This is a genomic window from Thiothrix litoralis (assembly GCF_017901135.1).
GTDB lineage: Bacteria > Pseudomonadota > Gammaproteobacteria > Thiotrichales > Thiotrichaceae > Thiothrix > Thiothrix litoralis.
The window spans coordinates 4168512-4190751 of sequence record NZ_CP072801.1; the positions used below are offsets into that span (position 1 = coordinate 4168512).

A 22240-nucleotide genomic window follows, 5' to 3' on the forward strand; every position below is an offset into this window, starting at 1 on the left:
ACTATGACACCCGCCAAGCGAATGGAGCAACGCCTCAAACGGTTGCAGGAACATCTCAAGCGCGAGAATCCGGTTCTGGTTGAGGCAGTTAACCAGTACCGTGAACTGGATGCGATTGCTAAAAAGCTTGGCTTGTTGGCCGGTGATGAGTCCTATGCTACCCAGATTTCATGGTGGCCGATGATTTCCGTTTTGGGAACATTCTCGGCGGGTAAGTCCAGCTTTATCAATACGTTTCTGGATCTGGACTTGCAACGCACGGGTAATCAAGCGGTCGATGACCGTTTTACGGTGATTACCTTTAGCCCGGATGGTCAAGTGCGTACTTTGCCGGGTTTGGCGCTGGATGGTGACCCACGCTTCCCTTTTTACCAGATCAGCGAAGACATTGAGCAGGTGTCCAAGGGGGAAGGGGCAAAAATCGACAGTTATCTCCAGATGAAGATTGCTCCCAGTGAGAAATTACGTGGCAAAATCCTGATCGACTCGCCGGGGTTTGACGCAGATGAGCAGCGCAAGGCAACCTTGCGGATTACCGACCACATTATTGAGTTGTCTGACTTGGTGCTGGTGTTTTTCGATGCACGCCATCCTGAACCGGGTGCGATGCAGGATACCCTGGAGCATCTGGTGAAAGGGGCAATGCGTCGTAGTGACAGCAGCAAGTTCTTGTTTATCCTGAATCAGATTGATACCTCGGCGCGGGAAGACAACCTCGAAGACATTGTGTCATCCTGGCAAAAAGCCTTGGTGCAGCAGGGCTTGTCGGCAGGTAGTTTCCACATCCTGTTCAATGACAAGCTGGCAGTGCCGGTGCCGAATGAAAATGTCTGGGCGCGTTATGTCGCCAAGCGCGATGCTGATTACACGCGCATTATGGCACGGGTGGAGGGGGTGAATACGGAGCGGGTTTACCGCATTGTGGGCGCGATGGAGTCGCAGGCCAATGAGATTGAGCAGCAAGCAGTACCACGTTTGCGCCAAGCGTTGCAGCGCTGGAAAAAACAGGTGTTGATGACCGATGCCTTTGCGTTTGGTTTGTTGGCGATTGTCTTGCTGACCATGAGTATTGAGTTTGAATATTGGGAAGGCTTTTTGTTTAACCCGCCGTGGCTCTCGTCGTTGGCTGGTAATATCTGGACAACGGGGGCGGTGATGACGGTTGTGGCATTATTAGCGTTGGGTTTGCATTATCTGGTTCGTAACCGTCTTGCCAAACGTATTGCTGCTACATTGGGCACAGATGAGCCTTACGGTAATCTGTCGGCGGCTTTTCTGAAGAGTACCAAAGTCTGGCGCAGTATTTTTCAGACTACACCTGCAGGGTGGGGCAGGCGTACCCGTGGACGTTTGGATACTATTCGTCACACTACTGACCGCTTTGTCCAGCATTTGAATGACCGCTTTACCAGTCCTTCTGGTGATAAAAATCCTTCCGGTGATAAAGCCAAATCTGCTTCAAGTGCTCCAGCATAAAACGCTAACCCTGGGGTTGGTGTTTTGTCTTGGTGTATGGCTGTTGTCCGCTTGTGGAAAACAGCCATCAGCAATGCGTCTGGAAGGGATGCAGGGGACGGCACTCTGGCACGTTACCCTGACGCACCCACCCGCTACTATCAGCGCCCCCGAACTTCAGGCAGGTCTAAGCAAGACCTTCGCGGATACCAATCAATTGTTGGCGACTTGGGATGATACTTCGGAAGTAGCTCGCTTCAACCGTTATCAAGGGACTGATTGGTTTAGTATTTCACCACCATTGGCGAAGCTGTTGGAGCTGACCTTGCAGGTTAGCAGGCAGAGCGGTGGCGTCTACGATGTGACGGTGGAGCCGTTGGTTAAGCTATGGGGTTTTGCCTCGCATGATGCGGGCAAGGATGTAGTGCCCGCCAAGGCTGACATTGACATAGCTCTAGCCAAGGTGGGTTATCAGAAGCTTCAGGTAAGACTTGACCCTCCGGCTGTGCGTAAGTCACAAGCCGATCTTCAGGTAGAACTGGCTTCGGTAGCAGATGGTTTTGCTGCCGATCAAGCGGGCTTGTATCTGGAGTCACTGGGTATTAGCGAATACATGGTGGAAATCGCGGGTGAAGTCCGTACCCGTGGTCTCAGTCCGCGAGGTGATGCTTGGCGTATTGCCATAGAAAAGCCGGTTGAGGAAGATCATGTGATTCAGAACGGGGTGAACCTGCGTGATGCAGGTTTGGCAACTTCTGGCGATTACCGTAACTTTTTTGTGCAGGGTGGCAAACGCTATTCGCATACGTTTAACCCGGTAACGGGTGCGCCGGTAACGCATAATCTGGCCTCTGTTTCGGTGATGTCGCCAGAAGCCACGCTTGCTGATGCTTACGCTACCTTGTTTATGGCATTGGGTGAGCAAAAGGGGAAAGCCTTTGCTGATGCTCATGCCATTAATGCCTATTTTATTTGGCGAACAGATAAAGGGTTTGAAACAGCCGATACAGTGGGATTTCACGGTCTATTAACTGGCAATCAGTAGTATTAGATTGATTTTTGGTCTATTTATAGCTGGCTGTTTTAATTGTAAAAAATTGCAGCGGCATCGTATTGTTGTGAAAATGTGCGGTCGATTTTTCTGGTCTGTGCTATAACCTTTTTTAGCCTCAATCATTATGGCTGAAATTTCTTTGTTTAGAATATATTAGGATAATAGCTATGTCAGACATTTTCGCTCCCAAAGAAATCCCGGTAATTAAAACAAGCGGCCTGGTTCTGGCCATGGTTTTGTGTGCTTCCCTGTTAAGTGCCTGTGACTGTGATGGTGATTGCAATGCTGCTACCAGTGCAGTCAGTTCAACGCCAACGCCAACGCCAACGCCAACGCCAACGCCAACGCCAACGCCAACGCCAACGCCAACGCCAACGCCTCCAATTGCTGCAAAGTGCGCGGATGCCCGCTTCTGTAAGTTTGATAGCACTGGCACAATGTTGGATGATTCCGCTACTTCATGGTCGTGTGTGCAGGACAAACTTCTGGGTAACTTCTGGGAAGTAAAAACTGATGATGCTGGTTTACGTGATAAAGACTGGACTTACGCCAAGGCTGGTACTGCGGGTGCTTGTGGTGGTTCATTGGCAGTTTGTTCGCCTGATGCCTATGCGGCAGCCGTGAATGCAGCAGCTACCAAGCCTTGTGGTCCATTGGCTTGTAGGTTGCCTAGCCATGCGGAAATGATTTTCCTTAGTTTTCCCTCGACTTTCTTCCCTACCGCAGGGAAAACCACGCCAACCACTACGGGTTATGCTCCTCCAGTAGCATTCTTCCCTGATCAGATCGCAGATGGTTTCTACTTCAATTCCACTGATGATCGTCAGGTCGCTTATGGGGTTTCCATCCCGGCAGGTAGTAGTGTTGATGCGATCAGTCTTCTTGGCATGGCTCCAGCAGTTGACCCTACTTTAGCGGGTCATGTTCGCCTGATTTGTAAGTAATTTTTGCTGAGGGGGAGGGCTTCCTCCCCCTTCATCATAAAAAATACTACGTCCATATCAAAAAAAACCTCTTTCTTTCTGTACTGTGCTATAAATATTATTGTTGCGTCAGAATGGCAACTCATCAACTTATTTATCTTATAGGGCAGAATTATGGCTATGTTAACAACTCAGTTTAATACACTAGAATTTGGTCAAAATAAAAGCAGAATTTTTTTGGCGGTAGCGCTTTCAGCTTCCCTGCTGACAGCGTGTGGCGGTGGTAGTTCGTCGACGACTGTTGATCCGACTACTACAACGCCTGTTGAGCCAACGCCGACGCCGACGCCGACGCCGACGCCAACGCCGACGCCGACGCCAACGCCAACGCCAACGCCAACGCCAACGCCAACGCCAACGCCAACGCCGACGCCGACGCCGACGCCAACGCCAACGCCCTCCTCAAGAACCTTTACTAAGCTAAATCTGACTGGCGCAGCTTATGTTCCAGATGGTGTGCAAACGATCGGTTGTGTGAAGGACTCCAAAGATAACAAATATTGGGAAGTGAAAACCAACGCGGCTGATACTGTAAATTCAGATTTCCGCGATGTTGACTATGGTTATTTCTGGGGAGTTAATGTGGGTTCTACGGCTGGCACACCTGCTGGTTCTGGTGCTCTTATTGCGGCTAGCTCATGTTCAGGATCTGGTTCAACACTGACCAAATGTAATACAGATGCTTATGTTCAGGCGGTGAATGCGATGAATGCTGGCAAAGGGTTGTGCAACAAAACCACGTGGCGTTTGCCTACATCGGCTGAATTGTTAGGGTTAATGGACAGCAGTAAAACGACTTCGCCTTATATCTATAACGATTTGGGCAGCACTGCTTTCGATGCCGCTGATACTGACGGGCGCGAGTATGTCTATGCTTATTGGTCTTCTACGCCTGTGACGGGTGCTGAAGCTACAGCGCGTCAAGCAGTTAGCTTCTCTAATAAATTAGAGAATGGTCAGATTAAGTCTCACCAAATGGTTAATCAAATCAACGATCACATTCGCTTGATTGCTGACTAAGATTTGAGTGGGAACCACTGAAGCGGCACATCCCGCTTCACCCATTCGTAGTTCGTGGCGGCCTTGGTGCCGCCACAACTTTTTCCGCCACACCCGCCAGAGCCACAAGCACTCGCTGCTAATTCACGGATTTTGCCTTTGCGCTGCCAGTAATTGAGCGCAAACTGCGCCGTATCCGGGGTAATGTCGAAATGAGTCGCTACATCGTTGAGACTAGCACTACCGCGCTGTTGCAGGTAGTCGCGGATTTCCCCCAACATCATGCTTATTGCCTCCTGCTAGATAAAACGCATAAATAGATGCCGTAAAACAGCCGAGTATGATCACAACCCAGAGTAATGATTGCACCGGGTGTTGGCCGATAGTGGCAAGCTGATAGAACAGGGTCGCGGCTCCATAGCCCAGCCCGGTACTCCATGCCACGCCAAGCGTCGCCCAACGTGCCCCGACTTCACGGTACATGGCTCCAGTTGCCGCCACACACGGAAAATACATTAGGATGAACAACAGGTAGGCAAATGCGCCGATCTTACCGTCAAAATACTGGTTCATGGCACTGAAGGTGGCATTACTGACATCCTGTTGCTCATCAATGGCACCGAAACCCAGCGGGTCGCCAACATGACCCAGCGCATCGCCAAGATTAGCGGGGATGGTGGCCACTGCTTCCTGCAAGCCTGCCCTGACACTGAAGGGTTTGGCTGTTTCTTCTGCCGCTGCTTCTGGGGTAGTGCCCATTTGGCTATACAGCGCATCCAGCGTGCCGACTACAACTTCTTTCGCCAGCAAACCACTGACAATACCAACCGTGGCGGGCCAGTTATCCTGCTCAATACCCATCGGTGCGAATACCGGCGTCACCCATTTTGCGGTCGCGCTGAGGACGGATTTCTCAGTATTCTGGTTGCCAAAGCTACCATCGGTTCCCACGCTGTTCACGACGTTGATCACCATCACCACTGCCACGATCAATTTGCCCGCGCCTACAATGAAGCCGCGCAATTTATTCCACGTATTGATCAGGATATTGCGTAAACCGGGAAGCTGATACGTCGGCATTTCCATCACGAAATGGTCAGCGCCGCCTTGCAACAAGGTTTTGCGCATGATTAGCCCGGTGAGGATGGCGAAGGCAATTCCCACCAGATACAGCAGGAATACGATATTCTGCCCGCCACCCTGAAAGAAGGCCGCCGCGAACAGCGCATACACAGCCAGCCGTGCCCCGCAGGACATAAACGGTGCCATCAGTACGGTAAGAATGCGTTCCCGCTGGCTATCGAGGGTACGGGTCGCCATGATCGACGGGACATTACAACCGAAGCCCACGATCAAGGGCACGAATGCTTTGCCGGAAACCCCCAGCCTGCGCATGAACTGATCCATCACAAAGGCTGCCCGCGCCATGTAGCCAGATTCTTCCAGCAGGGTAAGGAATAAGTACAGCGCGGCAATAATGGGAATGAACGTCGCCACGACTTGCAGGCCGCCGCCCAAGCCATCCGCCAGCAGCGTAATCAACCATTCCGGTGTACCGAAACCTGTCAACACGTGCCGGACACCATCCACTGCAATGGTTTGCAGGGCAATGTCAAAGAAGTCGATGAAAGCCCCACCAAGGTTAATGCTGAACAGGAACAGCAAATACATCATGACCAAAAAGATGGGGATACCTGTCCAGCTTCCCAGCACCCAGCGGTCGAGTTTGTCGGAAAGGGTGCGGCTGATCTTGCCGCGTTCATGGGTGGCCTCACGCGCAATGCGAGTGGCGAGGTCAAAACGGCCATCTGCCAGCAGGAAATCGAACTCTTCGTGCGTTTCTGCCTCTATTTGCTGGTGCAGGGCTGCAATGGTGGGTTCGGTCTTGCAGGTTTGCAGGGCAAATAACGCATCCGCCCGGCTGATGTCGTCGGTTTGTACGCTCAGCAAGGCTTGTTCAACACTGCTGTGGTAAGGAATGTCAAAATGCAGGGTGGAAGTGCTGGGGATGTAATGGCAAATCGCGTGGTGAACCGGATGCAAGTCCTTATCCTGACGCAAGGAGATGGGGATGACCGGGCAGCCAAGACGTTCACTCAGGGCTTGCACATCCACCTTCATGCCGCGCCGTTCCGCCACGTCCATCATGTTCAGTAACACGAGCATAGGGACATTGAGTTCGCGCAATTGCAAGGTCAGGTATAGGCCACGTTCCAGCGTGCTGGCGTCAACAATATTGATGTAGAGAAAGTCAGGGTTTTGCTGCACGAAATCGCGGGCGACCCGTTCATCAGCAGACGTATCGCTGAAATCAAGCGAATACGTACCGGGTAAGTCAACCACGTGCAGGTCTTCGTTGAGCAAGCGGCACTGGCCTTCCTTGCGCTCGACGGTGACACCGGGCCAGTTGCCGGTACGCTGGCGTGAGCCTGTCAGTAGGTTGAACAGGGTGGTCTTACCGGCATTGGGGTTGCCCAATAAGGCGATTTCACGGTGTAATGCCCCTTTAGGGCAGCGTTTTTCCTTGGCGTGACAGCATTCTTTTGCCATGATTTACTCCTGCACGTGAACCATGATATTGGCGGTAATGGTGCGCCCCAAGCTGATGCGGTTATTGCCATTACCCAGCACAATATCGCCGTTGCGGTTGCGCAGTATTTCAATGCGGGAGCCGGTGCCTATCCCCATGCCCAGCAGGCGGATACGGGTGGCGTTATCGGTCTTGACAGCGTAAATATGAGCGGAAAGGCTTTCCGCCAATGTAGAGAGTGGCTGTGCGTTGGCTGAGCTCATACGATGGCTACCTGCATGTGAAAATGATTCTCAAATGTATATGACATATTCTTAATATTCAAGTTCCAGTGAACATTTTAATGAATAGGCGTTCATGATCGGTGATGCAAGCATTGACAAACTTTTCTACCACAGCTTATGAGGGCTACTGTGAAAATAACCCATTATTGTCTTTCTGCGTTGCTGTTGTTCGCCGTGGCAGGTTGTGATCGGCTGGAACAAGACATGCTATCTGTACCGGATGATACCACGCTCGACCGCTACGGGCTGGATACGCTCAAACTGGGCGACAAACGTGCAGAAGTGGGCAAACAACTGGATGCCTTGCTGGATAAACCCATGCAATGCACACCAGGTAAAACCGGGCTGGGCGACAAACGCAAAGCCTATTTGCTGGAAGAATGCAGCGGGGTTCCTGTCGCGGGTGAAGTGGGCAAGTTGTGGGGCGAAAAGCTGAGCTTCTTCAAAGCCGTCTTTGTGGAAGACCAGTTGTGCAGTCTGGAGCTGCAACTGAAAACCTCCGGTGACTATGCGGCATTGTATGAGGCGCATGGCAAAAAGATTATCAACCTGTTTGGCAAGCCGGATGAGGCTAATGCCAAAGGCGTCAGGTGGCAGCGTGAAGGCGATGAAGCTGTCCTGAAAGACTTGGGTGATGGTAACATCAGCTTTGAAATCCGCAACAAGAAAGTCGTGCAGGCGCTGCATCACAAAGGCTAAGAGCAATACATGTCCCGCATTCTTTTGTTTAATAAACCGTTCGATGTTCTCTGCCAGTTCACTGATCAGGACGGCAGAGTAACGCTGGCTGACTACATTTCGGTTCCCGGTGTGTACACCGCCGGGCGCTTGGATCGTGACAGCGAGGGCTTGCTATTGCTGACTGATGATGGCGCTTTGCAACACCGCATTTCTGACCCCAAACACAAAATGAGCAAAACCTACTGGGTACAGGTGGAAGGTGCGCCGACGGATGCTGATTTGCAGCCGTTACGCGAGGGCATCCGTTTGAAAGATGGTATGACCCGTCCTGCGGGTGTACGCCTGATGGCTGAACCCCCCGGTTTGTGGGCGCGTATTCCCCCGATCCGGGTGCGTCAGGCGATTCCCGATAGTTGGCTGGAAATCACCATCAGTGAAGGCCGTAACCGGCAGGTACGGCGCATGACGGCGGCGATTGGTTTCCCTACCTTGCGGCTGATTCGTTACCGGATAGGGTCGTGGACGTTAGATGACTTGGCAAGCGGGGAATGGCGTGACGCTTAGTAGCGGCTTTTGCTCAGGCAGCTTTCGATACAGAGCAGCATTTGGCGTTCCATGGTTGGGGTGTCATTGATACGCATGTAAGCACTCAAAAAGGATACTACCCGACGTGCTAGCGATTCCGGGTTATCGCCGGGGGCAATAACGGCCGCGTAGAGATCTTGATCGTGTTCCAAAAAACTGCAAATCAGGTTTTTGAAGGCGCTGCTATCCCTGTCGACGTGGATGGCGAGACTACGGGTATGTTTGCTGATGATGACAAACTCATCGTTCCCCAACGTAATGACCGGGTTTTCCATGATGTGCTCCTAGTGGTGTTGTCGATTATGCTGCTTGTTTCAATTCGATGAAGAGCATAGCCCCGTCATGGTACAGGTGCAAATGAGTAGAGACGCAAGGTTTTGCGTCTCTAGGTGGGTAGTTGGAAAATGAGTTGTGACCGCCACATGGTCATGAGCCGGATCAGGAGGTTTTCTCGGCGGTGTTATCGCAGGCCACCTCTTTTTTTGTGCCATCTTCAAAATACAGGCGGCACATTTTAGTGTCAATCGGTTCATTTTTGATAATGACCGGTACGGTATTGCTGTTAGCTGTGGCGCTTGCTGGAACGCTATCGGCGCTGGCGGCGGCTGTTGCCATCAATAAAACGGCAGAAAGAATAAACTTGAACATGATAAAACCCCTTTACTATTGATATGCCCCGCAGCCGTGCGTAATTGGTTGTGCTGGCTGCTTGAGAATTATTATGGTTTTTTTATTGGGTAAATTCCGTGATAGAGAACACCTTTTGACAGGGTTTTTTGGAGATAATTTTGAGAGGGCTAAACGCATTGCGCCTACCCCTCCAAGGTATCATGGTGGGGTAGGCGCCGGTGTGAAATTTGCAGGCTTGCTTAGTCGCAAGCAACGTCTTTAGTGGTATCGTTTTCAAAATACAGGCGGCACAGGCCGGGTGCAACTGCTTCATTTTGAACGATAACCTGAAGACCTTTCACTTGGGTGGGAGCCGCTGTCAGTTGATCAGAGCTGGCAACAGCAGCAAAAACAGTCAGTGACAAAGTGAGTGTTACGATGAACTTGAACATTTTGTGGCTCCTACGCTATGCGTCAGTCTGGCAATCAGGTGGTAATCGGTACTGTGTACCGCATGAAAGTTATTATGCCGGAGCTATTAGGTTTTATCTGTGATGGTAAACACATTTGTATGTATTGCGAAAGAATCTTTGGCTGACATTATTTGAAAATCCTCCCGCCAGTTGGGCTGGCAGGGTGATTTTCGGAGTGGAGAGCTTTACTTTACGGTTGGTTTTGTCGCTGGCTTGGCTGCGGCTTTGTGTTTGGCAACATGCTTGGTCTTTTTTGCATGACTCTTGGCTTTTGGTGCTGCTTTCGCTTGTTTTTCAGGAGCAGCCTGTTGCATGGCATCGTGTTTCCCGGAAACTTCAGCCATTTTGTCTTTGGCTGTCAAACCCCAATCATGGGGTTGTCTTCAACCAGTAAAATGCGCATGGTTTACCTTGGGTTGATGGCAGCCAGTTCTTGCCGGTAGGCTTCCACATCGCCGTAGTCGACGAAATGGCGGGAACGGTCATGCTGGCTCAGGGCACGGCGGGCGTGTTTGATCGGGCACCAGTATTGCTCGGTGCGGGCAATGATTTCACGGGTGTATTCCATCAGACCGCTGCCATAACCACAATACATGCAGTTGAGCTTTTCGATGGCATTGAGGTAGCCGAGGTGCTGGCGGTCGATGATGATGTAGTCAGCGCGTCGTACCCGGTCGATGCCATATACCCGGAAGCAGGCATGTTGGTAAACCGTCACCGCAAGGTCAAGCAACATCAAGGGCAATAGGACACTGTAAATGATGGGTGCAGTCAGGATATGCGCCAGTTTAGCGCCCAGCAGGTATCGCCAGATGCCAGTACGGTGGCTTTGCTGGAATGTGCGGACACTCTGCTCGAAAATGACCCTGCCTTTGTCGAGGGTGTAGTGGAACTGTTGCTGTTTTTCTGCCAGCAGTTGATCGAACTCCTCCTCCAACTGGATATGCAGGCGGTGGATACGCTCAAGAACTTCCTCAAGCTGGTTTTGGGGCATGATAGATTCCTTGGTAAGGTGAGGCGGGTGGTCGTTGCTGCTTAGGCTATTGCCACCTTGCTGCGAGCATAGTCTGCTTTTAGCTTGCCTGCATCAGGCGCTGAGCAAGAGATTTTTTCAATTTCTAAGTCAATACTAAGTTTTCGTGGTGTAAGCTTGGGGTCGTGCAGAACACTTGCATGGAATATTGAAACCTTAACGGAGATTGAGACGATGAAATTTTCAACAAAACTGGCAGTTGTACTGTTGGCGAGCAGTGTGTTGGGTACGGCGTATGCGGCTGAAGTAGATGATCAGGCTGCGCTGGATGATTTGCAGGCCGTTACCAACGTCAGTGTTTCCATGGTGGATGCGATCAATGCTGCCTTGAAAGAAGTCCCCGGTGTGCCTGCTGTTGCCGAGTTTGAAAACAGTGACGGCGAAGGGGCGGAAGCGCGCTGGTTTATTGAAATCATCTCCGGTAAAGCGGTAGTGGATCTTGAAGTGGATGCGGCTACGGGCAAAGTGACCCGTTTGGCGGACGATCCGGTGGATGCTGATGTGGTCGAGAGTGAAGATGTGTCGCCGCAAGAGGTTCCACCTGAAAAAGCTGACAAGTAATGAACACTTCGGGTAACTGGTTTTTCTGGGCGGCGCTATCAGCGGTGTTTGCGGCGCTGACCGCTATTTTCGCCAAGATTGGCATTCAGGGTGTGAATTCTGATCTGGCGACGCTGATCCGTACCGCCATCATTGGCTGCATACTGGCGGCCTTTGTGTGGTTCACGGGTAAGTGGAGTGATCCTTTTACCTTGTCCCCGAAAACGTGGCTGTTCCTCGGTTTGTCTGGCTTGGCGACGGGCGCATCTTGGGTGTGTTATTTCCGGGCGCTGCAAATCGGTGATGCCTCCAAGGTTGCCCCGGTCGACAAGTTCAGTCTGGTGCTGGTGGCGGTGTTTGCGTTTGCGTTCCTTGGGGAACGCCCGTCATTGCATGAATGGCTGGGTATCGGGATGGTTGCGGCGGGTGTCGTGGTGCTGGCGCTGGGTCGCTAAAAGGAATCTTCATGCAAGCCTTTTTCCAACATTTGCTGGATATTGTCGCCCAGAACCCGGTGTTGGCGGTGTGGTTGGCCTTTGCCGTGTCAGTGGCGGAAGCGGTGCTGGTGATTGGCCTGTTTGTGCCGAGCACCACCGTATTGGTGGGGATCGGTGGCTTGATCGGGCTGGGGAAGCTGCCGTTCTGGCCGATTTTTTGGGTGGTCGCGCTGGGGGCGGCGCTGGGCGATGCGATTTCTTACTGGATCGGGCATACCTATCGCGAACGCCTGTACGCAATGTGGCCGTTTTCCCGCTATACCAGCTTGCTGGCTTCCGGGCAGGAATACTTCACGGTGCATGGCGGCAAAAGCGTGGTGATCGGGCGTTTTATTCCCGGCGTGAAGGCGGTTGTGCCGGGCATTGCCGGGATGATGGGGATGAACCCGGTACGTTTTACCACGTTGAATGTATTGTCAGCCTTTGCCTGGGCGGCGACGCATTTGTTGCCGGGTATGTCCGCCGGTTGGGTCATGGCGCGTCTCGGGGCGATAAGCCAGCGCTTGGCGCTCATGTTCGGCGTGCTGCTGGTGCTAACGGTAGTATTAATCTGGGTAGGGCAATACGGTCTTGTCGCCGGGCTGCGCTGTTTGCCGCGTTGGCAGATGGCTTTTTCACGCTGGGGCGAAACGTATGAAGGGTGGGGTAAGGGAGCCGTGCAGCGCATGGTGCTGCCGCATCATGCCGATTTCCGTTTGCTGGTGCTGTTGAACTTGCTGGTAGTCATGGGCGTGGTGGGGATAGCTTGGTTGCTGGAAACCCTTTCCAGTCAGGGGATGATGTTCCAGCTTGATCATGCCTTCAGCCAGTCGGTGCAAGCCTTGCGCACCCAATGGACAGACCCGTTGATGCTGGCAGTTACTATGCTGGGGGATGCTGCCGTGGTGGTGGCGGTGTTGCTGGCCATGCTGCTGGTGCTGGCGTGGGAACGGCGCTGGTGGTTATTGGCGGGGGTTGCCTTGACCTTTACGGCGTCGATTGTGTTTGTGGATGGGATGAAATGGCTGGTGCAGACTACCCGCCCGGTGGCTGATTTGTATACCGGGGTGGCGGCGTTTTCTTTCCCCAGTGGTCATGCCACGGTGAGTTTTACCCTGTCGGGGTTGTTGGGCTGGTTTGTCTACCGAGGTGGCGGGGCGTGGATGCGTGCATTGCTCTTACCGCTGTTGGCAGTGCTGGCGGTATTGGTGGCCTTTTCGCGGCTTTATCTGGGGGCGCATTGGCCTTCCGATGTCATGGCGGGCTGGTTGTTCGGCATCGGGGTGCTGGCTGCGTTTGCACAGTTTTTCCGGCAGGATCGGGTGGAAAGGCGTTTGGCGGTGCGGATGCTTGTCGTTAGCGGGATGGCGCTGGTATTGGTCGGTGGTTTGCATCTCGATCAGGGCTGGGGGAATGCCACGGTGCAATATGCCCGGCGTACCCCGCCGCCCTTGTTATTGCCGCAGCCTTGGGAAGTGGGGGGCTGGGCGACATTGCCTGCTTACCGGACAGATGTGGTGGGCGAACATGAGGAGCCTTTCCTGCTGCAATGGCGGGGTAGCCCGCAAGCCTTGCAACAGGCATTACCAGGCTGGGTTGCCGCGCCGGACTGGACGGTGCAGACCTTGAACCGTTTCGCTTTCCCCGATAGTACGGCGGAACAATTGCCCGTATTGCCAAAGCTGAATGAGGGAAGAATGCAGGCGTATACGTGGGTCAAGCCGGGGACGTTGGCAAGCGTGGAAGGCCGCTATGTATTGCGCCTTTACCCGCAAACAGTCGCTGAGACAGGCCAGCCGCCTGCGACCCTGTGGCTGGGAACGCTGGCGTTTGAAGGTTTGCATCACCCGTTTGGGCAATTAAGTTTGTTGTGGATGCCGGGTGAAAAGGTTGCGTGTGTGGGTTCGCCGCTGTTGTTGGCGTTGCCCCATGCGCAAGAAGTGGGCGCGATGCTGGAGGTGGTGGAAGGCCATGCTTGTAGCGGGCGTTTGGTATTGGCAGGAGAGTAAGCTGGAATGGAACATCATCATCACGACCATCATGCCCCGGCATCATTCAACCGGATGTTTATTCTGGGGATTGCCCTGAATGCGGGCTTCGTCGCCATTGAGGCATTTTTTGGCTGGCAAATCAATTCACTGGCCTTGTTGGCTGATGCAGGCCATAACCTGAGTGACGTCGCTGGGCTGATTGTGGCGTGGGGCGGGTTGTTGGCGGGCGGCTTGTCAGCTAATGCACGCCACACCTATGGCTGGAAACGGGCTTCCATTCTGGCGGCGTTTGCCAATGCGCTGTTTTTGCTGATGGCGATGGGGGCGTTGATGTGGGAAGCCTTTGGGCGGCTAGGCAGTCAGGCTGTCCCGGATGGTTATACCGTTATGTGGGTAGCGGGCGTGGGGGTTATGGTGAATACCTTGACGGCCTTGCTGTTCATGCGTGGGCAGTCGCATGACCTGAATATCCGGGGTGCTTTCCTGCACATGGCGGCCGATGCGCTGATTTCAGCCGGTGTGGTGGTGTCGGGCGCATTGGCGTTGTGGTTTGGTTGGGGGTGGTTGGATCCGGTGGTCAGTTTGGTGATTGCTGTCGTGATTGTGGTGGGAACATGGGGCTTGTTCCGCCAGTCACTGCACTTGTTGTTTGATGGCGTGCCGCACACGGTCAGTTTGCCGGATGTTCACGCCTACTTGGCGGCATTGCCGGGGGTGGAACAGGTGCATGACTTGCATATCTGGGCGTTGGGGACTTCAGAAGTGGCATTGACGGCACATTTGTTGATTCCCGCCGGGTGTCCGGGGGATGCGTTTTTGGTGGATTTGGCTACTACGCTGCGGCAGAAGTTTGGCATCCATCACCCGACCATCCAGATTGAAACCTTACCGGCGGAATGCGGCTGTCACCAACATTTTTTGTCCGGTGACGTGTAATCCATTCGCCTCCTAAGTCAGGGCTAAGTTTCGACGGTTAAGCTCCTTGTCTATCCATTACCGGATAGTTAAACCAATAAAAGGAGCCTGCCAATGAACGCTATAACGGCCAATTCGGCGCTGATCAAAGTGCCGATTATTATCACCCTGTATTTCTGGGTCATCAAAATTCTCGCCACCACCGTCGGTGAAACCGGCGCGGATTTCCTGATTTTTAACCTGAACTGGGGGCTGCCCCTTACCTCTGCGCTGATGAGCGTGGTGCTGGTGGGGTTTCTGTTTGCGCAGGTGAAAACCAAAACCTATACGCCGTGGCTGTACTGGCTGACGGTGGTCATGGTGAGCATTGTGGGTACACTGATTACCGATAACCTGACGGATAACCTTGGTGTGCCGTTAACGGTTTCTACCGCTGCTTTCAGTGCGGTGCTGGCGGTGACATTCTGGCTGTGGCATAAAAGTGAAGGTTCGCTTTCCATCCACAGTATCTACACCGCTAAACGTGAGTTGTTTTACTGGGCAGCAATCCTGTTTACTTTCGCATTGGGTACGGCGGCGGGCGACTTGCTGGCGGAATCCGTGGGGCTGGGTTACGCCATTTCTGCGTTGGCGTTTGGTGCGGTGATTGCGGTGATTACCATCGGCTTTTATGCCTTTAAACTCAATGGGATTCTGGCTTTCTGGCTGGCTTATATCATTACCCGCCCGTTGGGGGCTTCGATCGGTGACTTGCTGTCGCAGAATGTGGGCAACGGTGGTCTGGGTTTGGGAACAATGGGAACCAGCGCGGTGTTTCTGGTGGCTATCGTGGGGTTGGTTTCTTACCTGACCCTGAGCCGTGTGGATGCGCCGAAAGCTGTTGAAGGAGCTGTGTAAGGATGAATACGAATACAACGACGATAGATACTGGTGTTAAGTCCAGCGCAATGGGGGCGCTGGTTAACCGTGTACCGCACATTATCCTGCTGTACTGGGTGATCAAGATTGCTTCGACTACGCTGGGTGAAACCGGGGCAGACATGGTTTCCATGACCTACAACTTCGGGTATGGAACCACCATCCTGATGTTCATGGGGCTGTTTCTGGTTTTTCTGGGCATCAAACTGGCGATCAAACGCTATGAGCCAGTGACGTACTGGCTGACCTTTACCGCAACTGCCATTGCCGGGACGGCGATTTCCGATTACATCGACCGCACCTTGGGACTGGGTTATGCAGCAGGTTCTGCTTTGCTGGTCACGCTGTTACTGATCGTGTTGTTGGCGTGGTACGTGCGGGAAAAATCCATCAATGTGGAAGTTATTACCAGCACACCATCGGAAGTGTTTTACTGGCTGGCGTTCTTGATTGCCAATACGCTGGGGACAGCGGCAGGTGATTTCTTGGCCGATAATATGGCGTTGGGTTTTGCTACCAGCGCTGCGTTGATTACGGGTGTGCTGGTGGCGATTGCTTTGCTGCACTTCTATACCAAAGTCTCCGGGACTTTGCTGTTCTGGCTGGCGTTTGTATTGACCCGTCCGTTTGGGGCAACTTTTGGCGACTGGTTGACTAAAACGCATGAGAAAGGCGGCCTTGATCTGGGTACAGTGGGGGCATCGCTGTTTTTTGCCGTCATCCTGATTGCGGCGATTTACCGCGAAACGTGGGTGGAAAAGTCTGGCAAAGCCATCTCCGAACTGGATTGATATAGGACAGGAACCATGCGACTGTTGCTGGCGGAAGATGACCGGCTGATCGGCACAGCCATTCAGCAAGCCCTGAAAGATGCGGCTTACGCGCTCGATTGGGTGCTGGATGGTGAATCCGCGCTGAGTGCCATCAGAACACACAGCTACGATTTGTTGCTGCTTGATCTCGGCTTGCCGCGTAAGGATGGCGTGGCAGTCCTCCAGCACTTGCGGCAAAGCCAGCAAATCTTGCCCGTCATTATCATTACCGCCCGCGATTCGTTGGAAGACCGGGTACAAGGGCTGGATTTGGGGGCGGATGATTACCTCGTTAAGCCTTTTGCCATCAATGAATTGCTGGCGCGTATTCGTGCCGTCTCCCGGCGTCATCAAGGCTCGGGTCATCCGCTTCTCGGCAATGGTATCCTCGAACTCGATCCGCTAACCCATACGGTCACGCGGGGGGAAACCAGCACCACGCTGTCCGCCCGCGAATTCGCTTTGTTGCAAGCGTTACTGGTACGCCCCGGCACGATCCTTTCCCGCGCTGAACTGGAAGACCGTATCTACGGCTGGAATGAGGAAGTGGAAAGCAATGCGGTCGAATTCATCATCCACTCCCTGCGTAAAAAGCTGGGCAGTGATGCCATCAAGAATGTACGGGGTGTGGGATGGATGGTCGTCAAAGGAAACTGAACCGTTCGCTCCAGCAAAATCTGAACCGCTGGATATTGTCGGCGGTGCTGGTATTTTCCCTGCTGGCGGGGGGCATATCCGGTTGGATAGCTTTTAATGAAGCCCGCGAATGGCAGGATTCCTTATTGCAACAAGTGGGGGCGCTGGTTGCTACCCAGTCTGGTGATAGGAATTTACCCGCTGATTTTGACCCGGAAGATACCCTCGTATTGCAACGTTTGGGGGAAAAGTCTGTAAACAGCTTGCCCCTTGCCACCGATCTGGGGGATGGTTTGCACACCCTGGAGGTGCAGGGAACAGGCTGGCGAGTGTTGGTTTACGGCGGACATTTTGCGGTCAGCCAGCAAACGGAAGTGCGCGACGAAGTAGCTTGGGATAGCAGTTTACGCACTTTTCTGCCCATCTTGCTATTGGCTCCCATCCTGATGGCGGTGGTTAGTTTTGCGGTTAATCGCAGTTTCATGCCGGTGCGTGCTCTCGCTAGCGTGGTTGACCGGCGCGACGAAAACCGGTTGGATGCCTTGCCGGACAAGCGCGTTCCGCAGGAATTGCAGCCTTTTATCAATTCCCTCAATCGCCTGCTGGCACGGCTGCGCCAAGCGATTGCCCAGCAACAGCGTTTTGTCGCCGATGCCGCGCATGAGTTACGTACTCCGGTAACAGCCATTTCCCTGCTGACCGAAAACCTTGCCAATGCGACCACGCTGGCAGAGTCTCGCGAGCGGCTTGCCCCGGTGCAGGAAGGGCTGGAACGGATGCGTACTCTGGTCACGCATTTGCTCGACCTCGCCCGTGTACAGGGGGAAAATCAGGCTGCGTTACAACCCGTCGATTTTCAGCAAATCGTGCAGGCAGCTATCGGCGAGTCATACCCGCTGGCGGAAGCCAAATCCCTTGATCTGGGAATGCTGCGCAACGAGCCAGCCACGTTGTTGGATGTGGCAAGCAATCTCAGTATCTTGGTGCGTAATGCGCTGGAAAACGCGATCCGCTACACCCCCGCAGGCGGTCAGGTGGATGTTAGCCTGTTTGTGGAAAACGGGCAGGCAGTGTTGCTAGTGGAAGATAGCGGCTGTGGCATCCCCGAAGCCGAGCTGCAACAGGTTTTCGAGCCATTCTACCGGGTGGGTGTCAGCACCGAGCCGGGGAATGGGCTGGGGCTGGCGATCAGTCAGGAAATAGCCAAACGGCTGGGGGGGAATATTACCTTATCCAATCGCCCGCAGGGTGGGCTGGTGTTTGGTTATCGTCAACCCACTAGCCTATCATTTACCGTTTTGTTGCGGTGAAACCCAACCTTCTTCCAACGTACTCAACATGTACTCGGTCATCATTTTGAATTCTTCCGTGGAAAGGCTGTTGCTGCCGCCGTGCGCATACATGTGGCCTTTGCCATCAATCACGGTTTTCACCAAGGCGTCGATGCCCTTGTCTTTGCGTGTTGCCCACGCTTCAGCGTTGCCCAGTTGGGGAGCGCCCAAGTCGCCATAATCGTGGCACTTGAAACAAGCCTGTTCATACAGCTTGCGCCCATGCATCAAGCGCAGATGCTGTGCTTTATCCGCCTCACTGGCAGAGCCAATCTGCGCTTGGGTTGATGCATCGGTCACTGTACTGGTCAGGTAACGGATCATGCTTTTGAGTTGCCACTCTGACCAGATGGGGCTAATGCCTTTTGAATACATGTGATTGGGGCCATCAATGATGGATGTGTAGAGCGTATCTTCACCCAGCGGTAACAACTTTGCCCAATCACCCTTTTCACCGGGGCGAGGAGCATGACCAAGCCCCCGGTCGTGGCACATAAAGCAATAGGTTTCATACAGGGTTTTCCCGGCGGCTGGGTCAATCGGTTTATCTTCTGCGCTAGCATTCCATGACGCGAAACACAGGGTGGAAAATACGACGGAAACAATCAACTTTTTCATATAGTTACTCCTTGGTAGGTAAGTGTTATTTAATACACTAAAAATCCTTACTTTGAGTTTAGTGTTCTTCCCTTGGAAAAAAAGTTGTTATTGATGTAATCCTTGCTTTTATCAATATTTTAGCTTGAAATTGCAACGGCAGGGTATTAAGACCAATAGACTTGCCTGTAAGATGACAGGTAAACAACTGGAGAACCCCCCATGAATACACCACCCAATACACCGACTTCCCGCTTGCAGCAGGCAGGCGTCAGCCTGTGGCTGGACAATATCACCCGCACTTTGTTGGATGACGGCACGCTGCAAGGTTACATTGATGAGTACAACGTCACTGGCCTGACGTCCAACCCCAGCATTTTTGACCAAGCGATTGACAGCGGCGCTTACGATGCAGCCATTCAGCACAAGCTGGCGGCTGGCAAATCTGGCGAGGCGTTGTTTTTTGAATTGGCGATGGAAGATTTGCGTCGAGCGGCTGATCTGTTCAAGCCGGAGCATGAACGTAGCAAAGGGCTGGATGGTTGGGTATCACTAGAGGTTTCACCGCTGCTGGCTTACGACACTGCCAGCACTTTGGCAGAAGCACAACGCCTGTATGCAGAGGCCGATCGTGCCAACCTGTTCATCAAGATTCCGGGAACCAAGGAAGGTTTACCCGCGATTGAAGAAGCTACGTTTGCCGGGGTTCCGGTCAATGTGACCCTGCTGTTTTCGATGGAACAGTATCTGGCGGCGGCGGAGGCGTGGTTACGCGGGGTTGAGCGGCGTATGGCGGCTGGTTTGAACCCGGATGTGCGCTCGGTGGCGTCTGTTTTTATCAGCCGTTGGGACAAGGCCGTTGCGGGTAAAGTGCCTGACACCTTGAACAACCAACTGGGGGTGGCGATTGGTAAGCGTACTTATCAGGTTTACCGGGAATTTCTGGGCAGCAAACGTTTTACCGCCGTCCAGCAAGCGGGTGTCCAACCCCAGCGCCTGTTGTGGGCGAGTACTGGAACCAAAGACCCGGTGCTGCCTGCTTCTTTCTATATTGATAGCCTGATTGCCCCTGACACCATTAACACCATACCGGAGAAAACCTTGCTGGCTTACCGCGAGCATGGGGCAGGTGGAATGCCGTTATCCCCGGATGGGGGCGATGCAAACAGCATCCTCGCGGCGTTTGCACAGGCTGGGGTCGACTACCACGCGTTAGCCGACAAGCTGCAACAGGATGGGGCGGCAGCCTTTGTGGAGTCTTGGCATAAGTTGTTGGCGACGATTGCCTCCAAGAGCGAATAGGCAGAGTAGCCTGTGTTATCTGATAATGGGGAGCATGGCGCATGAGGGTGCTCCCCAGAGAGAGTAAGGGGCGATAGGTGCAACGGCTGGTTTTGCTGCATCTAACACTCACTTCCAACCTTGAAGCCATTTCTCGTCATTTTTTAGTTCTTGCCATTCGATTGGCTCTGAGCGTTTAGAGATGATCGCCTCTATTAGGCAGTGAATCACCTCTTCGTCTTCGTCGAAATCAAGTTCTGTGATCAGAAAATGCTTTTCTCTGTTAAGGGGGGTAACCGCAGTCCATTTGCTATTAATTGACATCCTCCCCACGGCTAAAGCCGGGGGATTCCTCCTGCGAGACGGCAATGTCCTGCCGTGAGAATGTTCCGGGCTGCATTGACATCTCTGTCGTGCAGCTCCCCACAGTCGGGGCATGTCCATTCTCTTATTCCAAGTCCTGCTCTACCTTTCGGACTGTTGACGGAAATGCTTCCGCAACACGAACAGGCTTGGGTACTGTACGCTTCGTTGACTTCGAGAAACACGCCTTGCATCGCTTTCGATTTTGCATCAAGTTGTGTTTTCAGCATTGACCACCCGGCATCCAATACAGACTTAGCCATATTGGTTTTGACGAGTGCCTTGCTGCTGACGTTGCCGACAACGATTAATGAATTTTCACGCACCAGCTTGGTGGTGAACTTGTGCAGGTGGTCAGCCCTGCGGTTTTTAACCTTAGCGTGAATAGCCTTGACGCGCTTCTTTTTGTTAGCGCGTTGAGCTACTGCCAGTTGCTTTTCAGCGTTGCGGTAGAACGGCTTTGATTCCAGTTTTAAACCGTTGCTACAAGTGGCAGTGTCTTTCAGACCAAGATCAATCCCGACTTCACCGCGCCCTGCGACTTCAACAACGGGAACTTGCACCACGACATTGAAGTACCAGCGTCCACGGGAATCCTCGGTGAAAGAGCCAGACCTGAAAGCGTATTGTGACAAGCCGTAACTGTCCCACACTTTGAAAAAATGTTTGTTGTAACGGACTTGTCCGTCCTTCCACACAGCAGCACCTGATTTGAAAGGAATCCAGCCCAGTGAACGACGGCTACCGCCAGACACACGCCAGCGTAGCTTGTCCGTCTTGAATTGCTTGCGGGCTTTAGCGTGGGTGGCAATGACTTCTTGAATGGTTTGCGAGTGCAATGTGAAGCCCCGTTCGCCATTGAAACCCTTCATGACCTTTTGCAGATCGAATGCCGTGAAGTGGTTACGAATCCAACCAACACCCGGAACAGGAACATAGCTGTAGTCTGCGGTGGTTGCATTAGCTTCATTCCAAACTTGGTTACACTCGAATGCCCACTGCTTTAGGACAGCAGCGTGCTTGTCCTTGACGCGGACTTTGAGTGTTTTCAGGATGGTGGCTTCGGCTTCCAACTATTTTCCCTTCTGTTGTTCAATGTATTGTTTGATAGTAGCTAACGGTGCGCCACCAACAGTGGCTACAAAGTAGCTGTTTGTCCATAACGTCGGTAGACGTGTTTTCAGTTCTGGAAAATTACCCCGTAGAACGAAAGAGCTTCTGCCCTTGATCTGTTTCACCAATCGGTGAATCCCGTATTGAGGGTCAACCGCAACCAAGAGATGGAAGTGATCGCCGCCCCCTTCCATCTCAAGGATGGTGGCGTTGCGTTCTTCACAAACGTCACTCACTATTTGCTTGAGAGCCACCTCAATTTCTGATGACAGTACCCTGCGGCGATACTTAGTACACCATACAACGTGGTACTTACAGTCGAAAGCGATGTTACCATTTGTTTCCATGTGCAATATTATACAGGCTTAAGCTATCTAGTGCGGCACGTATTTTGTTTTTAGCATAAGACGCTTATATCCCCATGCCTAAAGGCAGGGGCATTACGCGAATTTTGGTAATTTTTTAGGGTTTATTTGGTTCAATGAAATCACCTGATGATTTGTCATTTTTTCCAGAAGTATCCGCAACTGTTACAGTTTAAACCATTTTACCAAACGTATAGAACTAATGATCACGTGGGT

At 52.7% G+C, this 22240-nt stretch carries 27 protein-coding genes; 15 read left to right on the plus strand and 12 right to left on the minus strand.

Translation table 11 applies throughout. The features are described from left to right. The first annotated feature begins 3 nt into the window (after nt 1-3). From J9253_RS20275 to J9253_RS20290, 4 genes are all read left to right on the plus strand, one after another. Nucleotides 4-1476, plus strand: coding sequence for a dynamin family protein (locus J9253_RS20275; RefSeq protein ID WP_210222615.1), 1473 nt, complete (start codon nt 4-6; stop codon nt 1474-1476). Between the two features lie 73 nt (nt 1477-1549). Continuing rightward, nucleotides 1550-2500, plus strand: a complete 951-nt coding sequence (locus J9253_RS20280; protein WP_228291446.1) for an FAD:protein FMN transferase — start codon at nt 1550-1552, stop codon at nt 2498-2500. A gap of 446 nt (nt 2501-2946) precedes the next feature. Continuing rightward, on the plus strand, nt 2947-3453 hold the full coding sequence (locus J9253_RS20285; protein WP_210222617.1) for a hypothetical protein: 507 nt from the start codon (nt 2947-2949) through the stop codon (nt 3451-3453). Between the two features lie 153 nt (nt 3454-3606). Continuing rightward, a complete protein-coding gene (locus tag J9253_RS20290) occupies nt 3607-4512 on the plus strand; it encodes an Lcl domain-containing protein (protein ID WP_210222618.1) in 906 nt (301 codons plus the stop codon). Here J9253_RS20290 and J9253_RS20295 read toward each other — a convergent pair. From J9253_RS20295 to J9253_RS20305, 3 genes are read right to left on the minus strand one after another with little or no spacing between them, the layout of a single operon-like run. Beyond that, nucleotides 4509-4775 carry a FeoC-like transcriptional regulator gene (locus J9253_RS20295; protein ID WP_210222619.1) on the minus strand — a complete coding sequence of 89 codons (267 nt, stop codon included), beginning with the start codon at nt 4773-4775 and terminating at the stop codon, nt 4509-4511. The genes J9253_RS20290 and J9253_RS20295 overlap by 4 nt on opposite strands. Further along, entirely contained in the window at nt 4732-7041 is a 2310-nt protein-coding gene (feoB, locus tag J9253_RS20300; protein ID WP_210222620.1) for a Fe(2+) transporter permease subunit FeoB, read from the minus strand. Before feoB ends, J9253_RS20295 begins: the two co-directional genes overlap by 44 nt. A 3-nt stretch (nt 7042-7044) precedes the next feature. Further along, a complete protein-coding gene (locus J9253_RS20305) occupies nt 7045-7284 on the minus strand; it encodes a FeoA family protein (protein WP_210222621.1) in 240 nt (79 codons plus the stop codon). Between the two features lie 150 nt (nt 7285-7434). On the opposite strand from J9253_RS20305, the gene J9253_RS20310 reads away from it, so the two are divergent. Together J9253_RS20310 and J9253_RS20315 are read left to right on the plus strand one after the other, a co-directional pair. Continuing rightward, the gene (locus tag J9253_RS20310; protein WP_210222622.1) at nt 7435-8004 is read left to right on the plus strand and encodes a hypothetical protein; all 570 of its coding nucleotides are present in this window, start codon (nt 7435-7437) and stop codon (nt 8002-8004) included. A 9-nt stretch (nt 8005-8013) separates the two neighbouring features. After that, nucleotides 8014-8550 carry a pseudouridine synthase gene (locus J9253_RS20315; RefSeq protein ID WP_210222623.1) on the plus strand — a complete coding sequence of 179 codons (537 nt, stop codon included), beginning with the start codon at nt 8014-8016 and terminating at the stop codon, nt 8548-8550. Here J9253_RS20315 and J9253_RS20320 read toward each other — a convergent pair. From J9253_RS20320 to J9253_RS20340, 5 genes are all read right to left on the minus strand, one after another. Then, nucleotides 8547-8846: a hypothetical protein gene (locus J9253_RS20320; protein ID WP_210222624.1), complete on the minus strand. Its 300-nt coding sequence runs from the start codon at nt 8844-8846 to the stop codon at nt 8547-8549. The two genes, J9253_RS20315 and J9253_RS20320, sit on opposite strands and share 4 nt — an antisense overlap. Before the next feature lie 163 nt (nt 8847-9009). After that, nucleotides 9010-9219 (minus strand): hypothetical protein, encoded by a 210-nt coding sequence (locus J9253_RS20325; protein ID WP_210222625.1) that lies wholly within the window; start codon nt 9217-9219, stop codon nt 9010-9012. Between the two features lie 221 nt (nt 9220-9440). Next, nucleotides 9441-9632 (minus strand): hypothetical protein, encoded by a 192-nt coding sequence (locus J9253_RS20330; protein ID WP_210222626.1) that lies wholly within the window; start codon nt 9630-9632, stop codon nt 9441-9443. Nucleotides 9633-9838: 206 nt separating this feature from the next. Continuing rightward, entirely contained in the window at nt 9839-10015 is a 177-nt protein-coding gene (locus J9253_RS20335) for a hypothetical protein (RefSeq protein ID WP_210222627.1), read from the minus strand. Nucleotides 10016-10059: 44 nt separating this feature from the next. Beyond that, a complete protein-coding gene (locus J9253_RS20340) occupies nt 10060-10647 on the minus strand; it encodes a hypothetical protein (protein ID WP_210222628.1) in 588 nt (195 codons plus the stop codon). Nucleotides 10648-10860: 213 nt separating this feature from the next. Here J9253_RS20340 and J9253_RS20345 point away from each other — a divergent pair, with 213 nt between their 5' ends. From J9253_RS20345 to J9253_RS20380, 8 genes are all read left to right on the plus strand, one after another. Then, nucleotides 10861-11247, plus strand: a complete 387-nt coding sequence (locus J9253_RS20345; RefSeq protein WP_210222629.1) for a PepSY domain-containing protein — start codon at nt 10861-10863, stop codon at nt 11245-11247. Continuing rightward, nucleotides 11247-11681 carry an EamA family transporter gene (locus J9253_RS20350; protein WP_210222630.1) on the plus strand — a complete coding sequence of 145 codons (435 nt, stop codon included), beginning with the start codon at nt 11247-11249 and terminating at the stop codon, nt 11679-11681. Before J9253_RS20345 ends, J9253_RS20350 begins: the two co-directional genes overlap by 1 nt. An 11-nt stretch (nt 11682-11692) precedes the next feature. Further along, on the plus strand, nt 11693-13711 hold the full coding sequence (locus J9253_RS20355; RefSeq protein ID WP_210222631.1) for a bifunctional DedA family/phosphatase PAP2 family protein: 2019 nt from the start codon (nt 11693-11695) through the stop codon (nt 13709-13711). 6 nt (nt 13712-13717) lie between these two features. Beyond that, on the plus strand, nt 13718-14629 hold the full coding sequence (locus J9253_RS20360; RefSeq protein ID WP_210222632.1) for a cation diffusion facilitator family transporter: 912 nt from the start codon (nt 13718-13720) through the stop codon (nt 14627-14629). Nucleotides 14630-14722: 93 nt separating this feature from the next. After that, nucleotides 14723-15505: a COG4705 family protein gene (locus tag J9253_RS20365; protein WP_210222633.1), complete on the plus strand. Its 783-nt coding sequence runs from the start codon at nt 14723-14725 to the stop codon at nt 15503-15505. Between the two features lie 2 nt (nt 15506-15507). Then, a complete protein-coding gene (locus tag J9253_RS20370) occupies nt 15508-16317 on the plus strand; it encodes a COG4705 family protein (RefSeq protein ID WP_228291447.1) in 810 nt (269 codons plus the stop codon). A gap of 15 nt (nt 16318-16332) precedes the next feature. Then, nucleotides 16333-16995: a response regulator gene (locus tag J9253_RS20375; protein ID WP_210222634.1), complete on the plus strand. Its 663-nt coding sequence runs from the start codon at nt 16333-16335 to the stop codon at nt 16993-16995. Next, nucleotides 16971-18284 (plus strand): sensor histidine kinase, encoded by a 1314-nt coding sequence (locus J9253_RS20380; protein ID WP_210222635.1) that lies wholly within the window; start codon nt 16971-16973, stop codon nt 18282-18284. Before J9253_RS20375 ends, J9253_RS20380 begins: the two co-directional genes overlap by 25 nt. On the opposite strand, the gene J9253_RS20385 is transcribed toward J9253_RS20380, so the two are convergent. Then, nucleotides 18261-18923, minus strand: a complete 663-nt coding sequence (locus tag J9253_RS20385) for a c-type cytochrome (RefSeq protein WP_210222636.1) — start codon at nt 18921-18923, stop codon at nt 18261-18263. The two genes, J9253_RS20380 and J9253_RS20385, sit on opposite strands and share 24 nt — an antisense overlap. Nucleotides 18924-19124: 201 nt before the next feature. Here J9253_RS20385 and tal point away from each other — a divergent pair, with 201 nt between their 5' ends. Next, on the plus strand, nt 19125-20204 hold the full coding sequence (tal, locus tag J9253_RS20390) for a transaldolase (protein ID WP_210222637.1): 1080 nt from the start codon (nt 19125-19127) through the stop codon (nt 20202-20204). A gap of 108 nt (nt 20205-20312) precedes the next feature. On the opposite strand, the gene J9253_RS21420 is transcribed toward tal, so the two are convergent. Genes J9253_RS21420 through tnpA form a run of 3 tightly spaced genes read right to left on the minus strand, consistent with a single transcriptional unit; the run spans nt 20313 to nt 22018 of the window. Then, entirely contained in the window at nt 20313-20627 is a 315-nt protein-coding gene (locus J9253_RS21420) for a TIGR02450 family Trp-rich protein (protein ID WP_407701783.1), read from the minus strand. Then, a complete protein-coding gene (locus J9253_RS20400) occupies nt 20519-21619 on the minus strand; it encodes an RNA-guided endonuclease InsQ/TnpB family protein (RefSeq protein WP_210222639.1) in 1101 nt (366 codons plus the stop codon). The genes J9253_RS21420 and J9253_RS20400 overlap by 109 nt, the downstream gene beginning before the upstream one ends. Further along, on the minus strand, nt 21620-22018 hold the full coding sequence (gene tnpA, locus J9253_RS20405; RefSeq protein WP_407701802.1) for an IS200/IS605 family transposase: 399 nt from the start codon (nt 22016-22018) through the stop codon (nt 21620-21622). Nucleotides 22019-22240: the final 222 nt, after the last annotated feature.

What these genes read in the sequence shown, in the direction of transcription:
- J9253_RS20295 (WP_210222619.1), bottom strand. Translation starts at nt 4,775, where the DNA reads ATGATGTTGGGGGAAATCCGCGACTACCTGCAACAGCGCGGTAGTGCT.
- tal (WP_210222637.1), top strand. Translation starts at nt 19,125, where the DNA reads ATGAATACACCACCCAATACACCGACTTCCCGCTTGCAGCAGGCAGGC.
- J9253_RS21420 (WP_407701783.1), bottom strand. Translation starts at nt 20,627, where the DNA reads ATGGACATGCCCCGACTGTGGGGAGCTGCACGACAGAGATGTCAATGC.
- J9253_RS20320 (WP_210222624.1), bottom strand. Translation starts at nt 8,846, where the DNA reads ATGGAAAACCCGGTCATTACGTTGGGGAACGATGAGTTTGTCATCATC.
- J9253_RS20375 (WP_210222634.1), top strand. Translation starts at nt 16,333, where the DNA reads ATGCGACTGTTGCTGGCGGAAGATGACCGGCTGATCGGCACAGCCATT.
- J9253_RS20385 (WP_210222636.1), bottom strand. Translation starts at nt 18,923, where the DNA reads ATGAAAAAGTTGATTGTTTCCGTCGTATTTTCCACCCTGTGTTTCGCG.
- J9253_RS20350 (WP_210222630.1), top strand. Translation starts at nt 11,247, where the DNA reads ATGAACACTTCGGGTAACTGGTTTTTCTGGGCGGCGCTATCAGCGGTG.
- J9253_RS20380 (WP_210222635.1), top strand. Translation starts at nt 16,971, where the DNA reads ATGGATGGTCGTCAAAGGAAACTGAACCGTTCGCTCCAGCAAAATCTG.
- J9253_RS20345 (WP_210222629.1), top strand. Translation starts at nt 10,861, where the DNA reads ATGAAATTTTCAACAAAACTGGCAGTTGTACTGTTGGCGAGCAGTGTG.
- J9253_RS20330 (WP_210222626.1), bottom strand. Translation starts at nt 9,632, where the DNA reads ATGTTCAAGTTCATCGTAACACTCACTTTGTCACTGACTGTTTTTGCT.
- J9253_RS20315 (WP_210222623.1), top strand. Translation starts at nt 8,014, where the DNA reads ATGTCCCGCATTCTTTTGTTTAATAAACCGTTCGATGTTCTCTGCCAG.
- J9253_RS20360 (WP_210222632.1), top strand. Translation starts at nt 13,718, where the DNA reads ATGGAACATCATCATCACGACCATCATGCCCCGGCATCATTCAACCGG.
- J9253_RS20340 (WP_210222628.1), bottom strand. Translation starts at nt 10,647, where the DNA reads ATGCCCCAAAACCAGCTTGAGGAAGTTCTTGAGCGTATCCACCGCCTG.
- J9253_RS20365 (WP_210222633.1), top strand. Translation starts at nt 14,723, where the DNA reads ATGAACGCTATAACGGCCAATTCGGCGCTGATCAAAGTGCCGATTATT.
- J9253_RS20305 (WP_210222621.1), bottom strand. Translation starts at nt 7,284, where the DNA reads ATGAGCTCAGCCAACGCACAGCCACTCTCTACATTGGCGGAAAGCCTT.
- J9253_RS20355 (WP_210222631.1), top strand. Translation starts at nt 11,693, where the DNA reads ATGCAAGCCTTTTTCCAACATTTGCTGGATATTGTCGCCCAGAACCCG.
- J9253_RS20280 (WP_228291446.1), top strand. Translation starts at nt 1,550, where the DNA reads ATGCGTCTGGAAGGGATGCAGGGGACGGCACTCTGGCACGTTACCCTG.
- J9253_RS20275 (WP_210222615.1), top strand. Translation starts at nt 4, where the DNA reads ATGACACCCGCCAAGCGAATGGAGCAACGCCTCAAACGGTTGCAGGAA.
- J9253_RS20290 (WP_210222618.1), top strand. Translation starts at nt 3,607, where the DNA reads ATGGCTATGTTAACAACTCAGTTTAATACACTAGAATTTGGTCAAAAT.
- J9253_RS20325 (WP_210222625.1), bottom strand. Translation starts at nt 9,219, where the DNA reads ATGTTCAAGTTTATTCTTTCTGCCGTTTTATTGATGGCAACAGCCGCC.
- feoB (WP_210222620.1), bottom strand. Translation starts at nt 7,041, where the DNA reads ATGGCAAAAGAATGCTGTCACGCCAAGGAAAAACGCTGCCCTAAAGGG.
- J9253_RS20285 (WP_210222617.1), top strand. Translation starts at nt 2,947, where the DNA reads ATGTTGGATGATTCCGCTACTTCATGGTCGTGTGTGCAGGACAAACTT.
- J9253_RS20370 (WP_228291447.1), top strand. Translation starts at nt 15,508, where the DNA reads ATGAATACGAATACAACGACGATAGATACTGGTGTTAAGTCCAGCGCA.